Origin of the sequence: Candidatus Didemnitutus sp. (assembly GCA_019634575.1) — a bacterium.
Classification (GTDB): Bacteria; Verrucomicrobiota; Verrucomicrobiia; order Opitutales; family Opitutaceae; genus Didemnitutus.
In genome coordinates this window covers 341,267-354,271 of sequence record JAHCAY010000002.1, presented here as the reverse complement: position 1 = coordinate 354,271, position 13,005 = coordinate 341,267, and the positions used below count along the sequence as shown (strand labels likewise).

Below are 13,005 nucleotides of genomic sequence, written 5' to 3'. Positions count from 1 at the left end.
GCCATGGGGCGCGCGCCTCGGGCGAGGTGGGCTCGCGGGCGGAGGGCGAAAAATATCGTGCGGGTCCACAGGGTAGGACGGCGCGTGTCCGACCCCGGGTGTTAGAGTGGAGCCACAATTCCACCCATGAACACGATCTCCCTTCGCACTCCCCTCATCGAATGCCGCTCCGCCCTGTCGCTCCTCGGGTTTCGCACCCAGGAAGACTTCGACGAACTCATCCACGTCGGCCAAGACGGCGAATTCCGCCTGTCGCTCGGTGGCCGGCCGCATGGCCAGCAAGTGAAGTGTTTCATCTCGCTCGCCGAGGAGCGCCTGCTCACGAGCGGCATCGAGCTGTTCCACGAGATGGCGGTCGAGGGCCACCCGGTGGTGAGCTACGGCGCGGGCCACGGCAGCGTGTCGTTCGGCTTCGAGTGGTATCACCCGGCCGGCGCGGACTGGAAAATCTCCGCGCAACGCATCGAGCTGCTGATGCAGCGGCTGGTCGTCGCGCTCGGGCCGAAGCCGGCGCCGGTGCGCCGCCGTCTGCCGGCGGGGCGCAAACCGTCGATGTTGTCGGAACTCGTGCCGGCGCTGGTGCGGCCGCTGGCGGCGTAAGGCGAAGAAATGGCGGAAGCGAACGAGCGGCAAACGGCGCGGCAGTAGCCGCGCCCTCCATTGCGCGTCGCGCTTTTCCGACCCGCGCCCGGAGGTTGTGGATTACCTTTTGCCGCGCGGGGTCGCGTAGCGTTGCGCGATCGCGGCGGCTTTGGCGCGCACAAGTTCGCGGAGCTCGGGCGGTGAAACGACCTCGGCGTCGCCGCCCCAGCCCAGCAGCCAGCGCACGATCTCGTCGAGGCCGCCGAGCTGGACCGTGAATTCCACCGCGCCGCCGGGGAGGTCGCGCGTTTCCTGCGATTCGTGCCAGAAACGTTCACGGATCTGGTCCGCCACGGCGGCGGCGAAGCGCACGACGACGCGGTAGTCGCCGGTGCCGACGAAGGCGCCGAAGGCCTTGCCGAAAAACTTCTCGGCGGAAAAATCGGCCGGGCGCTCGAAACGCCGCTCGGTCACGGTGAGCGCCTGCATGCGCGCGAGCGAGAAGGTCCGCAGGGCGCCGCGTTCGAGGTCATGGCCGACGAGATACCACGCGCTCTCGCGGTTCGCGAGGTGGTAGGGCTGGACGCGGCGCTGTTCGACGGCGCGACTGGCGGGTTTGCGATAGTCGAAGGCGACCTCGTGCGACTCGTTCACGGCGCGCGAGAGGCGCTCGAAGAGTTTCAGGTCGGAGCGGCCGAGGCCGGCTGTGTGGAAGGAGATGTTTCCGAGCGTGCCGGTGGGCGAGAAGCTGATGCGATCGTTGAGGCCGGCGGAGAGCTTGTCGAAGGCGTGGGCGAGCTGCGCGTGGTAGGGCGTGCCCTTGTATTGCTCGAGCGCCTTGCGCGCGACGAGCAGCGCGAGCAGCTCGCCTTCGCTGATCTGCACGGTCGGGAAATTCTTCACCGGGCAGGCGTAGCGCCAGGTGAAAGTCTGGGCGTCGTATTCGCAGGGCAGGTCGAGCTGGTCGCGCATGAACGCAAGGTCGCGCATGATCGTCTTCGTGGAAACCTCGAGCTGCTCGGCGAGCTTGGTGCAGTTGGTCTGCCGGCCGTCCTGCAGGATTTCGTGGATGCGCAGCATCCGCGCGAGCGGCGGGCGGGAAGAGGGCAGGGCACCTTTCGGCATGCGGGACTCACCAAACACGCGCGGGCCGCGGGCGCACGGCAAATCTCGCCGGAAGACGCTTGGCGTCGTGGCGCGGCGGAGTTTTTGTCGCCGCATGGAGCCACGCGAAACCGCCGCCGTCTACAATCGCATCGGCGAGCACTGGATCGGATCGGATTTCCACGCGGCCAACGGTCTCGCGGCGCACGAGCGAGCGCTGGTATTTCGCCGACCGGGCGGCGGCCACGCGCTCGACGTGGGCTGCGGGGCGAACGGCCGGCTGCGCGCCTTGCTGCGCCGGCACGGCTTCACGGTCGAAGGCGTGGATATTTCGGAGCGGATGCTCGAGCTGGCGCGACGGGCCGAGCCGGACACGGTGTTTCACGAGGCAGACATCTGCGCGTGGTCGCCGCCGCGTGCCTACGATTTCATCACGGCGTGGGACAGCATCTGGCATGTGCCGCTCGACCGGCAGCTGGGCGTCGTCGCGAAACTGTGCGCGGCGCTGGCGCCGGGCGGCGTGTTGGTTTTCACCAGCGGGGGAGTCGAGCAGCCGGGCGAGGTCACGAATCCCTGTCACGGTGTCCCGCTGTATCACGCGGCGCCGGGCGTGCCGAACATCCTGCGGGCGCTGCGCGAGGCGGGCGTGACGCTGCGGCATTTCGAATTCGACCAGTGGCCGGAGCTGCATGTGTTCTTCGTCGCGCAGCGGGCGTGAGCGAACGCGATGCCGGGCGGCGAAGCGGCACTCAGGAGGCGAAGCCGGCGCGCAGCGGGCCGATGGCGCGTTCGTAGGCGTCGTGGAGCTTGAAGGTCTGGTGCGCGGCGAATTTCTGGCCGAGCTGCGCGGCGAGGTAGAGCGCGCAGGCGACCACGGCCATCGAGCCGGTGACGTAGAAGGCGGCCGGTTCCTGGTCGATGAACAGCTGCGCGCCGCCGTAGATCGCCGAGAGTGTGCCGAGCATCCCGGTGCCGATGTAACCGTAGAGGAAGATCGACCACACCTCGATTTCGGGGCCGAAGGTGCCCTCGATCAGCGTGCCGCCCTCGGGCCAGTCGTAGAGGCTGAGCATCAGGCGCGGCGAATAGTAGCGGCGATCTCCCTCGGCGATGTGGATGCCGACGAATTCATCGAATGGCCGCAGCTCGAAGGTCCCGGACGGTTCGCGGGCGAGCGAGGCGAGGATCAGTTTTTTCGTTTCGTCGCGATGGGTGGGGACCGTCTCGGAAAAACGCGGGCGAACACGAAACGAGCTCAGGGGCGCGGAGCTGCTCATGGGGTGGTGGGGCTCCGCCAATCGAAGCACGACGCCCGCGAAAGGCACGCCTGAAGTCGGAGGACGGAGGGCCGGGAGCGGACCGATGGCGGTGCGACTGCGCGTGTCTTCAGCGCGCGGAGATTAAATTGTCCGCCGGACTTTCAGGCGTGATGACCAATTCGGTGGCCAAGCCCTAGCGATCGGCATTCGTCACCGTTTAGGCTCCGCGATGGGAGTGGGACTACTTGGGCGTGATCGCAGCGGCATGTATGGGATAGTATGCCTGATGAGTTTACTGAAAGAACCGGCGGACATGGAGTATATCGGCGCATGCGGTGCGGGGCTTGACGAGAAAAGCGCGCGGGTGCGCGGTGAGTCGCTCAGGTCGCACCGGTGGGGCGGAAGCCGATGCAGCCGGCGGCGGAGTCGAAGAAGATATCCGCGCCGCGAATGACGTTGATGCCGGTGTTCACGAAGGCGGGAGACTTGGCACCGAGCGCGATGAGGCACTTCGGATTCATGACGGAGTCGCCGCTGACGAGATATTGGCCGGGCATCGTGGCGTCGGTGGCGGGGCCGGTCACCTGGAAGCTGTAGCTGAGGATCGTCGCGGTGTTGTCGGTATTGGGCCAGGCGATCTCGATCGTGCTGCCGGTGAGCAGTGCGGGCGTGAGCGGTTGCGTGACGCCGAGCATCATCAGCGTGACGCCGGTATCGAGCAGGGCGTTGCCGGGGAAGGCGGGCAGCGCGGCGTCGGGCGTCGTGACGGTGATGGTCGCGGCCGGAGTATTCCAGTCGCCGGTGAGCGTGGGCGTGAGCTGTTGGAAGCCGAAGGCCGCGGCGTTGGGCAGCGTCGCCGCGGTGTAGCCGAGCCAGATGCCATCGGTCGTGAGCAGGAAGGACGGGTTGATGCCCGGCGCGCTGAGGAAGACGTTGGAGCCGTATTGCGTGGGGCGGCCGAAGCCGACGCCCATCATGCCGACGCCGGGGTCGGGGTCGTCGATGCCCACGACGGTGATGTTTTGCGCGATGAAGGCCGGCGGGTGATCGAGCGAGGCGCCGATGGCGAGTTCGGCGACGGTGTAATACCAGCCTTGGAATTCCTTGTTCGAGGGTTGGTAGCGGATCGGCGGCGCGGCCACGCCGCGCGTGACGCCGGGGAGAAGCGTGCCGCCGACGGAGCCGTTGGCGTAGAGCAGCGACGCGGGGATGACGATGCCGCACGAGCCGGTGTCGACCTGGCAGGGATGAATCGGACTCGGCGTCGGCGCGGAGGGCGAGACTTGGAGCGTGACGTTGTAGCTGTTGCCCGTGGCCTGACCGTGGAAGGGCGGATGGGTGAGCGGAACGCGAATGACGGGAGACGAGGCAGGCATGGCGGAGAAGAGTCAGGAGTTGGAGAGGGCGGGGAAGCGAACGAGGCCGTTCTGCAGATCGAACATGAGGGGGAACGAGTAGAAGGGATTCAGGCCGGTGTTGATGTAGCCGGCCGGGATGTTGAGGGCGCCCTGGCTGGCGGAGCCGGCACCGTTGGGCGGATTGCCGACGACGAAATCCAGCACCGCAAACGGCGGCACGGGTGCGGCGCCGGCGGGCGGCACCGGGACGAGCGTGACGGTGTCGCCGGTGTTGGGCTTGAACTGGTCACCGACGACGTTGCCGGTGTGCACGCGGGCTTGTGGCGCGCCGGTGTCGAACACGACGCCGATGGGCGGCGTCGAGGCGCCGTTCACGGTGAGGATCGCTTGAATGAGCGTCTCGGCGAAGGTGTTCACCGGACCGCTCTGGCCCGCGTAGGGCGCGGCGGCGTTCATCGGCACGGCTTGCGGGAAACAGGCGCGCAACGCGTCGGTGAGACCGACGATCACGCGCGGCTGCGCGCCGGAGCCGGCGGAGCGCGAGCCGGGCGGATAGCCGCCAACGTCGACGATGAAGCCGTTGTTGTAGGGCGAGGGGAGCTGCGCGAGCGCGGTGAGCAGGCTGCCGGGGGTCGCGGCGTCGCCGGTGAAGGCTTGCAGGGCCGCGCCGAAATCGCCGTAGAACGCGCCGAAAATCGGGAACTGCGCGTTTTCGATCTTGCCGATCACGCCGACGGTGACCGTGGTGCCAAGCGTGGCGGTCGCCTCGGGAAACGTCAGGCGCAGCGTGACGGGCTGGGCGAGGTAGGAAATGCCGCTGGTGTAGGAAATCTGCAGCGTGCAGTCGGCGATGGCGGGCTTGGGCAACGAGCCGGTGGGGTGCATCCAGAAGCCCTGACCGCCGGTATCGAATTCGAAGAGCTGCGCTGCGGACGCGTGGCCTTGGTCGTCGGTGGCTTGGACCAGCAGGCCGAGCTTGTAGTTTTGCGGCGCGGTGGCGGGGCCGCCGAGCGGGATGGCGTGGAGCGGAATGACGATCGAGGCGGGCGCGGAAATCAGATTAGCGGGAATCTGGAACGGAGGCGGGAGGGGAGGCGTGGACATGGGGCGTGGGTTTGCGGACAAAGAAAAACGGGCCGCCGCACCGAGAGGTGCAGTGGCCCGTGGGGCGGCACGAAGACAGCGTGCGAGGGCGAATCAAGCCGCGAGATTACTCCCGGCGGGTGAAACTTTCGGCACCGTGCCGCGCACAGCGAAGTGGCGGGCGGCGGTTGCGCTCTTTCCTTCGGGCGGAGCGCGGGATTAGGGTGACGTTCTTCCTCGGGGAAGCATGAACCATGAACACTGAAGTGACAGCGAGCGACGATGGCGGACCGATCCATGTGGTGATCACGCGCCGGGTGCGGCCCGGGTGCGAGGCGCAGTATCAGGAGGCGTTGAGGAAGTTTTTCCAAAGCTCCTTCGCGCACGACGGCGTGCTCGGCGCCAGCATGATCGTGCCGCCGCCGGGCTCTGGCTCGACGGAGTTCGGCATCCTGCGGACGTTCGCGAGCGCGCGCGATCGCGATGCGTTCTACGCCTCGCCGTTGTTTCAGGAGTGGAACCGGACCGTGGCGCCGTTCGCGGAGGACGATTGGACGTCGCGGCAATTGCACGGGATGGAGGCGTGGTTCCGATCGCCGCAGAACGCGCCGGCGCGCTGGAAGATGGCGCTGCTGACGTGGGCGGCGGTGTGGCCCGCGACGGTCGCGGTGCGCGCGGTCCTGCAACCGCTGCTCGGCGCGACGTTGCCGGCGGTGCTGTTCGCCGGCGCGGTCGCGGCGGGCGTCGTGGCGTTGCTGACGTGGTTGCTGATGCCGTGGCTCGTGCGCGCCGCACGCGGCTGGCTGCAACCGCCCGAGCATCCGAAGCTAGGGGAGGAGCGGAGATACGGGCGCGGGTGAGCAGTGCCGGTCCGAGTGGCGGGCGACCGATCGGCGATGTCCAGCGGCACTGCGGTCGCGAACGGGAAATAAAGAAAAGTGTCCGCCAGTTCGTTCAAGCCAGTTGACCAATTCGGTGGCCGAGCCTTGGCGACCGGCATCCGTCACCGCGTAAGCTCCGCGAAGGGCGTGGACTACTGAGGCGTGGTCGCAGCGGCATGGATCGGGATGGAATACCTGAGAAGTTTCCTGAAAGGGCCGGCGGACAGAAACTCTATCGGCGCAAACGGCGGGTCGGTTGAAAACCAGCCGCCGCGCGAACGCCGTGCGGCTAGGCAAGCGGGGAGAATTTAGACTCGTGAGGGGCGTGAGCAAGTGGCTGCATCGCTCCGGGCCACGTTGCTGCCGCTAGCAGCGAGGACTTATCGGCCCATGAAAGAACAGCTCCCGCCAATCCACAGCATCCGCAAACAGCGCGTGATGATCGATAGCGACCTCGCAGGCTTGTATGGCGTGCCGACGTTCCGGTTCAACGAAGCCGTCAAGCGCAACGTCGAACGCTTCCCGGCCGATTTTCGTTTTCAGCTCACGCGGGAAGAATACGCGCGTTTGAGATCGCAGATTGCGATATCGAATCCCGAAGATGTTGATGGATCATTGGATGCGTCGGACTCATCGCAAATTGCGATGAGTTCATCGAAGCGAAGACATCGCGGCGCCGCGTATTTGCCGTGGGCTTTCACGGAGCACGGCGCGTTGATGGCGGCAACGGTGCTCAACAGTCCGCGCGCAGTGCAGATGAGTTTGTTTGTCGTGCGTGCATTCGTGCAGATGCGGGAGGAGTTGCTGGCACACGCGACGGTTTTCAAACGGCTGGCCGAGATCGACAAGAAGCTCGTCACGCACGACGTCATCCTGCGCGACGTCTACGAGAAAATGCGTCCGTTGCTGAACCCACCGCCGGTGCCGGCGAAGGAGATGGGATTTCACGTAGGCCTTAAAAAACCTAACCGCTAAACGTATCGAGTCTGAGTCGACCATCGGGCTGAAGCAGCGCACCGGGGGCCAAGAAAAGAATGCGATCCGTTCCCTCATAAACGAATCCGGCTAGGTGGAATCTTCCATCGCGGAAAAAGAAGCCTGGTGCACCGCTCAGGCCCCCAGGCTCGAGCCCTTGGGCTCGCGTTTTCCCGTCGCGCGTGACTTGAAGCGTGCCTTGTTCGTCGACGAGAGCGACGTTCCTTCCCGGCGAGTTGGAAACCGTCATGCCAATGCCCTGTAACGTGAAAGTGCCCCGCTCTTCGGTGGCTTTTCTGTCAACTCCCGGGAAGCCGACAATCGTTACCGGTTCGCCCCGCGACGGCTTCGGGATCGGCCAATGGCTGACCGGAAAGTATTTTTTCGTGCTTCCTCTGAATTCGCGAACGTCAGGCAGCGCAATGGTTGCGATGTCCATTTCTGCACTTTCATCAATCACATCCAGGGCGATGAAACCGGGCGTCACACCTCGGCCGAGGTTGATGGCCAATGCAGCGGTCGGGAACTCCGCAATTGCCCGATACCGCTCCAGCACGTGGCGGGCAGTGACGCCGATGAGTCGCTTGCCGGTATCGACAAAGGTAATCGTCCCGTTGTGATCGACGAAGTTGGGCGGTTCACCGCCAGCACGACTTGCCCAAACTGGAGCCACACACTCTGCTCCGAGCGCAACTATGAGGCGGAAGAATTCTTCTGCGTTCACGTTGCTCTCCGTTCGATCTACTTCAGCTCCAGATCGTTCGGCTTCACTTCTTTCACGGCCCACTTGGTGATCGTCAGGCCCTTGGAAGTGCGGGTGGAGACAGGGATCGCGGTCAGGTCGAAGTCGAGCTCGCGCACGCGCGCGCCACTGCGGCCGTCGAGGCTCACGTGGATCTGCTTCGGCATGTCCTTCTCCTTGTCGGCGACGTGGAGCCAGACGAGTTTCGAGCCTTCGCTCTTGGCGAGCGGGTAGAGCTTGTCGCGGCTGAGGCCGCCGATCTGGAATTTCTTCGCGAACGTTTTCCCATCGGGGCCGTCGCGGTAGACCATGGTGTAGAACTTCTGGTCGCCGTCCTTCGGCCAGATCGAGATGTGCCGGATGTCGCGGCCCATGAAAACCTTGTCGGCGACCTTGGTGACCTTGAGCGACGCATCGCCCATGATCGTGAGCACGCTGTCGAGGATCGTGCACTCGGTGACGAATTCGTGCTGGCGCCAGTTGAGGCCGATGAAGCCGTCGTCGCGGTTGACGTAGAGGCGCTGGTTGGCGGAGACGACGGCGGAGGCGTCGATTTGCTCGATCTCGTCGTAGCTGGTGCGGCGCTTGATGCCCTTGCCGTATTTTTCCTGCAGCATCTCGAACCACGCGACGGAGTAGCCGGTGAGGTTCTTGAGGTTGGCCTTGGTCTCCTTGATGCCGTCCTCGATCTTCTTGATGGCTTCGTCGGCCTGGAAGCGGTTGTAGGCGGAGATGCGCTTGATGCGGATCTCGGTCAGGCGCGTGATGTCCTCGTCGGTGACTTCGCGGCGGAGCGTCTTCACGAAGGGCTTCAAGCCGGTGCGGATTTCCTCGAGCACGCTTTCCCAGGTCTTCGATTTCTCGATGCGGTGGTAGATGCGGTTCTCGATGAAGATGCGTTCGAGGGAATCCCAGTGCCATTGCTGTTCGAGCTCGCCGAGCTTGATCTCGAGCTCGCGCTTCAGGAGCTCCTTGGTGGCTTCGGCGGAGCGCTTGAGGATTTCGCGGACGCCGAGGAACTGGGGTTTATCCTCGCCGTTCTCGCCGCGGACGATGACGCAGGCGGCGGGATTGAGCTGCACCTGGCAGCTGGTGAACACGTAGAGCTGCTGAATGACCTTCTCGGGCTCGGAGCCTTGCGGGAGGTGAATGAGGATTTCGACGGAGTCGGCGGTGTTGTCGTCGACGTGCTTGATCTTGATCTTGCCCTTGGCGTTGGCCGAGAGGATCGACTCGATGAGCGACTCGGTCGTGACGCCGAAGGGCAGCTCGGTGACCGCGAGGAGATATTTCGAGCGCGCTTCGATCTTGGCGCGGACCTTCACTTTGCCGCCGCGCTCGCCGTCGTTGTATTCGGTGAAGTCGGCGGTGCCGCCGGTCGGAAAATCGGGGAGGATGCGGAACGTTTTTCCCTGGAGGTGATTGATCGCGGCGCGGCAGAGGTCGTTGAAATTGTGCGGGAGTATCTTCGTCGCGAGACCGACCGCGATGCCGTCGGCGCCCTCGAGGAGCGCGATGGGGAACTTCGCCGGGAGCGTGACGGGCTCCTTGGCGCGGCCGTCGTAGCTGAGCTGCCAGGTGGTGGTCTTCGGGTTGAAGAGCACTTCGCGCGCGAACGGCGTGAGGCGCGCCTCGATGTAACGCGGGGCGGCGGCTTCGTCGCCGGTCATCGTGTTGCCGAAGTTGCCCTGCGGCTCGATCAACCAGCCGCGCTGCGCGATACCGACGAGCGCGGCGCCGATGGAGGCGTCACCGTGCGGGTGGAGCTTCATCGTGGCGCCGACGACGTTGGCGACCTTGTGGAAGCGGCCGTCGTCCATGTCCCAGAGCGTGTGGAGCACGCGGCGCTGGACGGGCTTCAAGCCGTCGTCGATATGCGGAACGGCGCGGTCGAGGATGACGTAGCTGGCGTAATCGAGAAACCAGTTGCGGTAGGCTTTCGCGAGCGGCGCGGATTCGTCCTGGACCTTTTCGCCCTTGGCGCGACGGGGGGCGTCGGCGGGAGCGGAGGGCGGAGAGCTGAGAGCTGAGGGCTGGGCGGATGCGGTGTCGGCAGTCGCAGGCGTTTCGGCGGAAGCGGGTGGCTCGGCTTTGGGTTCCGGCGCGGGCGCGGCGGCGTCCAGCGGGAGTTCGGGCTGATCGGTCGGTTTCTTGGACGGTTTCTTCTTGGACATCTGCGGGGAGAAAGTGGGAGGTGACAGGCCTCAAGTAACAAGATGGAAGCCGAAATCTCGGCGCTTGTTGCTTGGGAGTTGGCCCTTGGAACTTGCTGGGGCGGGCGGGGGGCCGTCAAGCGGTCGGTTGACGGGAGGCGGGCGGACGATCGGCCCGTCCGCGATCGACCCGCGCCCGGAGGTCGCGGGCTACCGAGCGCGCGCGGCGAGCCAGTCGCGGGCGCGGACGAGGGCGGCGCGGATTTCGGCGATGGGCGCGGGCTTGGCGATGAATTCGTGCATGCCGGCGGCGAGCACGCGGTCGCGGTCTTCGGGGCGCACGCTGGCGGTGAGCGCGATCAGATACGGCGGCCGAGACAGCGGGACGGTCTTGCGCAACTCGGCCACGACGCCGAAGCCGTCGACGTCGGGCATTTGCAGGTCCATGAAAACGACATCGAAGTCGTCGGGCCGGGCCAGGGCGACGAGGGCGGCGCGGCCGTCGACGGCGAAATGCGGCGCGTAGCCGGAGGCTTCGAGGCCGAGGCGCATGAGCCGGCGGTTGTTCTCGTTGTCCTCGACGACGAGGATGCGCAGCACGCCGGCGGCGGCGGTTGTGGCGGGGATGGGCACGGCGGGCGCCGTTTCCGTCACGCGTCCGACGGGCAGGGCGAGCGTGAAGCGCGAACCGGCGCCGAGCGTGCTCTCCACCTCGAGGGAGCCGCCCATGAGCTCGGCGAGGCGGCGACTGATGGCGAGGCCGAGGCCGGTGCCGCCGTGTTGGCGGACGTTGGAGGAGTCGACTTGGGAAAAGGCGCGGAACAAGCGCGGCAAATGCTCGGCGCCGATGCCGATGCCGGTGTCGATGACCTCGCAACGGAGCAGCCAGCCGGCGTCCCGCGGCGTGGCGGCGACGCGGAGCGTGACGCGGCCGGCGGGGGTGAATTTGACGGCGTTGCTGAGGAGGTTGGTGAGGATCTGGCGGAGCCGCCCGGCGTCGCTGACGATGCGGGCGGGCAGCAGCTCGATGCCATCGGAGACGAGCGTGAGGTGCTTGGCCGCGGCCGGCGGGCGCACGAAGTCGAGCGCATCGCGGCAGAGCTGCGGGAGATCGAACGGCGCGGACGCGAGTTCGAGATGGCCGGCTTCGATCTTGGAGAAGTCGAGGATGTCGTTGATGAGCGCGAGCAGGTGCTCGCCACTGCGGCGGATGATGTCGATGGGTTCGCGGTGGTCGGCGTCGGGCGCGTCGGCCATGAGGGAGGCGAAGCCGATGACGGCGTTGAGGGGCGTGCGTATCTCGTGGCTCATCACGGCGAGGAACTCGCTCTTGGCGCGGCTGGAGGATTCGGCGGCTTCCTTGGCGGCTTCGAGCGCGGCCTTGTTGGCGTTGCGCTCGGCGACGAGCTGCTGCATCACCGCGGCGAGTTCGAGCGGGTCGTCGGTGGCGGTGTCGCGCGGGAGATCCTGGTCGCCGAGGGCGTGGATGGCGGCGCGCAGCTTGACGATGATGTCGTGCTCGCAGGCGTTTTGCTGGCGGAGGGATTCGAGCGCGGCGCCGAGTTCGTCGGAACTGAGCTTCATCGCGTGGTCGAGCAGATGGCGGTCGGCGTCGGATTGTTCGTAGGTGCTTTCGATGGCGCGCAGGAACGCCTCCATCCGCGGGTCGTCCGGCGGAGTGTCGCCGAAATGCTTGCGCAGCTGGCGGGCGAGGAGGCGATGGGTGGGCGTCATGCTTCGGACAGCGAGGTGATGGTCATCGTCTGGTTGTGGAGCTGGCACGCGCCGTCGCCCTGCGGGGCGAGTTCGCCATAGGAGTAGAAACCGGTGATGACGGAGCCGGCGCCGACGGCCTCGCGGACGAGTTCGGTTTCCTCCTCGGTGCGCTGGCCGAGGACGATGCGGCGGCCGATGCAACTGACGCAGAGCACGAGTTCGGGGCCATCGCCGCGCGCCGCGGTGGCGGCGCGGGCGGCACCGTCGATGAGATCCTCGTAGGAGGCGCGCATGAAGCGGACGCGCGCGCCAAGGGGAATGTCGCCGGCGAACGTCATGCTGGGCGCGGTCTCGTCGATCGAGAGGATGGTGCGCACGACCGGTGCGGCCGCGCCGATCGGATGGACGCTGAGCGGGAAGCGGAGCGCGGTGCCCGGCAAGCCGCGCGCCAGGTCGCCGAGGTAACGCTTGTAGAGGTCGAGCGCGGAGTGGCCGTCGAGCTCGAAGAGCTGGTTGCCGGCCGAGCGCGTCACGATGCGCTCGGGGCCGAAGGGTGACCAGCCGCCTTCGCAGCCGTAGTGCATGCGCAGCCGCGTGCCGTAGAAGCCGAGGGCGACGATGCGGCCGTCGGTCGGAAGCTCGTCGAGGCCGACGAGCGTTTTCTCGAATCGGTCGCCGTCGCCGGCGAGGCCGCCGGTGACTTTGACGGCGGAGGGCAGATGCGCGACGAGGCCGGCGACGAATTCGCTGCCGTTGGTGATCGCGCCGTCGCAAAGCACGAAGACGTGGGCGAGGTCCGGGCGGGCGAGTTCGCGGCCGAGGTGGGCGCCGCACGCGCGGCTGTCGGCGGGTTGCGCGATGGTGGTGGAGAGGCAGCGGACTTCGCTGCGTTCGAAGGCGACGGCGGTGGCGGTGAGCGTGCCGACGAGCACCTCGGTGCCGAGAATTTCGCCGGCGGTGGAGCAGCAGACGAGGCGCGCCGTCGGGAAGCGCGCGCGCAGCCCGGCGAGATTCGCCGCGGTGAGCAAGGCGCGTTCGCCGAACACGAGGACGAACTGCGGCGCGAGCCCCGCGAGCGAACCGTGGTGAGCGCGCCATTCCTGAGTGGGGGCAAAAAGCAGCTGTTCGACTTTCATCTCCTGAACATCGGCG

12 protein-coding genes are annotated in these 13,005 nt (G+C 66.5%); 4 read left to right on the top strand and 8 right to left on the bottom strand.

Annotated features, from left to right (window positions below; translation table 11 throughout):
* Positions 1-126 precede the first annotated feature (126 nt).
* Positions 127-600: a hypothetical protein gene (locus KF715_16600; GenBank protein MBX3738317.1), complete on the top strand. Its 474-nt coding sequence runs from the start codon at positions 127-129 to the stop codon at positions 598-600.
* A gap of 102 nt (positions 601-702) precedes the next feature.
* On the opposite strand, the gene KF715_16595 is transcribed toward KF715_16600, so the two are convergent.
* Complete coding sequence (locus KF715_16595; protein MBX3738316.1) at positions 703-1,707, bottom strand: WYL domain-containing transcriptional regulator; 1,005 nt, start codon at positions 1,705-1,707, stop codon at positions 703-705.
* A 94-nt stretch (positions 1,708-1,801) separates the two neighbouring features.
* Between KF715_16595 and KF715_16590 the strand changes: the two genes are divergently transcribed.
* On the top strand, positions 1,802-2,404 hold the full coding sequence (locus tag KF715_16590) for a class I SAM-dependent methyltransferase (GenBank protein MBX3738315.1): 603 nt from the start codon (positions 1,802-1,804) through the stop codon (positions 2,402-2,404).
* Positions 2,405-2,435: 31 nt separating this feature from the next.
* Here KF715_16590 and KF715_16585 read toward each other — a convergent pair whose 3' ends face one another.
* From KF715_16585 to KF715_16575, 3 genes are all read right to left on the bottom strand, one after another.
* A complete protein-coding gene (locus KF715_16585) occupies positions 2,436-2,963 on the bottom strand; it encodes a hypothetical protein (protein ID MBX3738314.1) in 528 nt (175 codons plus the stop codon).
* 362 nt (positions 2,964-3,325) lie between these two features.
* Positions 3,326-4,321, bottom strand: a complete 996-nt coding sequence (locus tag KF715_16580; GenBank protein MBX3738313.1) for a hypothetical protein — start codon at positions 4,319-4,321, stop codon at positions 3,326-3,328.
* A gap of 12 nt (positions 4,322-4,333) precedes the next feature.
* A complete protein-coding gene (locus tag KF715_16575) occupies positions 4,334-5,407 on the bottom strand; it encodes a hypothetical protein (protein ID MBX3738312.1) in 1,074 nt (357 codons plus the stop codon).
* 233 nt (positions 5,408-5,640) lie between these two features.
* On the opposite strand from KF715_16575, the gene KF715_16570 reads away from it, so the two are divergent.
* Together KF715_16570 and KF715_16565 are read left to right on the top strand one after the other, a co-directional pair.
* Positions 5,641-6,246, top strand: a complete 606-nt coding sequence (locus KF715_16570) for an antibiotic biosynthesis monooxygenase (protein MBX3738311.1) — start codon at positions 5,641-5,643, stop codon at positions 6,244-6,246.
* Positions 6,247-6,657: 411 nt separating this feature from the next.
* Positions 6,658-7,242 carry an ORF6N domain-containing protein gene (locus KF715_16565; GenBank protein MBX3738310.1) on the top strand — a complete coding sequence of 195 codons (585 nt, stop codon included), beginning with the start codon at positions 6,658-6,660 and terminating at the stop codon, positions 7,240-7,242.
* Here the strand turns inward: KF715_16565 and KF715_16560 are convergent.
* The 4 genes from KF715_16560 to KF715_16545 all read right to left on the bottom strand — a co-directional run bounded on the left by KF715_16560 (position 7,232) and on the right by KF715_16545 (position 12,989).
* On the bottom strand, positions 7,232-7,966 hold the full coding sequence (locus KF715_16560; GenBank protein MBX3738309.1) for a hypothetical protein: 735 nt from the start codon (positions 7,964-7,966) through the stop codon (positions 7,232-7,234). The genes KF715_16565 and KF715_16560 overlap by 11 nt on opposite strands.
* Before the next feature lie 17 nt (positions 7,967-7,983).
* Complete coding sequence (locus KF715_16555; GenBank protein ID MBX3738308.1) at positions 7,984-10,158, bottom strand: DNA gyrase/topoisomerase IV subunit A; 2,175 nt, start codon at positions 10,156-10,158, stop codon at positions 7,984-7,986.
* Between the two features lie 189 nt (positions 10,159-10,347).
* Complete coding sequence (locus KF715_16550) at positions 10,348-11,871, bottom strand: response regulator (GenBank protein ID MBX3738307.1); 1,524 nt, start codon at positions 11,869-11,871, stop codon at positions 10,348-10,350.
* The gene (locus KF715_16545) at positions 11,868-12,989 is read right to left on the bottom strand and encodes an FIST C-terminal domain-containing protein (protein ID MBX3738306.1); all 1,122 of its coding nucleotides are present in this window, start codon (positions 12,987-12,989) and stop codon (positions 11,868-11,870) included. The genes KF715_16550 and KF715_16545 overlap by 4 nt, the downstream gene beginning before the upstream one ends.
* Positions 12,990-13,005 lie beyond the last annotated feature (16 nt).

Excerpts from the sequence above, each read along its gene's own strand:
- KF715_16590 (MBX3738315.1), top strand. The coding sequence starts at position 1,802 with ATGGAGCCACGCGAAACCGCCGCCGTCTACAATCGCATCGGCGAGCAC.
- KF715_16555 (MBX3738308.1), bottom strand. The coding sequence starts at position 10,158 with ATGTCCAAGAAGAAACCGTCCAAGAAACCGACCGATCAGCCCGAACTC.
- KF715_16550 (MBX3738307.1), bottom strand. The coding sequence starts at position 11,871 with ATGACGCCCACCCATCGCCTCCTCGCCCGCCAGCTGCGCAAGCATTTC.
- KF715_16580 (MBX3738313.1), bottom strand. The coding sequence starts at position 4,321 with ATGCCTGCCTCGTCTCCCGTCATTCGCGTTCCGCTCACCCATCCGCCC.
- KF715_16585 (MBX3738314.1), bottom strand. The coding sequence starts at position 2,963 with ATGAGCAGCTCCGCGCCCCTGAGCTCGTTTCGTGTTCGCCCGCGTTTT.
- KF715_16570 (MBX3738311.1), top strand. The coding sequence starts at position 5,641 with ATGAACACTGAAGTGACAGCGAGCGACGATGGCGGACCGATCCATGTG.
- KF715_16595 (MBX3738316.1), bottom strand. The coding sequence starts at position 1,707 with ATGCCGAAAGGTGCCCTGCCCTCTTCCCGCCCGCCGCTCGCGCGGATG.
- KF715_16600 (MBX3738317.1), top strand. The coding sequence starts at position 127 with ATGAACACGATCTCCCTTCGCACTCCCCTCATCGAATGCCGCTCCGCC.
- KF715_16565 (MBX3738310.1), top strand. The coding sequence starts at position 6,658 with ATGAAAGAACAGCTCCCGCCAATCCACAGCATCCGCAAACAGCGCGTG.
- KF715_16575 (MBX3738312.1), bottom strand. The coding sequence starts at position 5,407 with ATGTCCACGCCTCCCCTCCCGCCTCCGTTCCAGATTCCCGCTAATCTG.
- KF715_16545 (MBX3738306.1), bottom strand. The coding sequence starts at position 12,989 with ATGAAAGTCGAACAGCTGCTTTTTGCCCCCACTCAGGAATGGCGCGCT.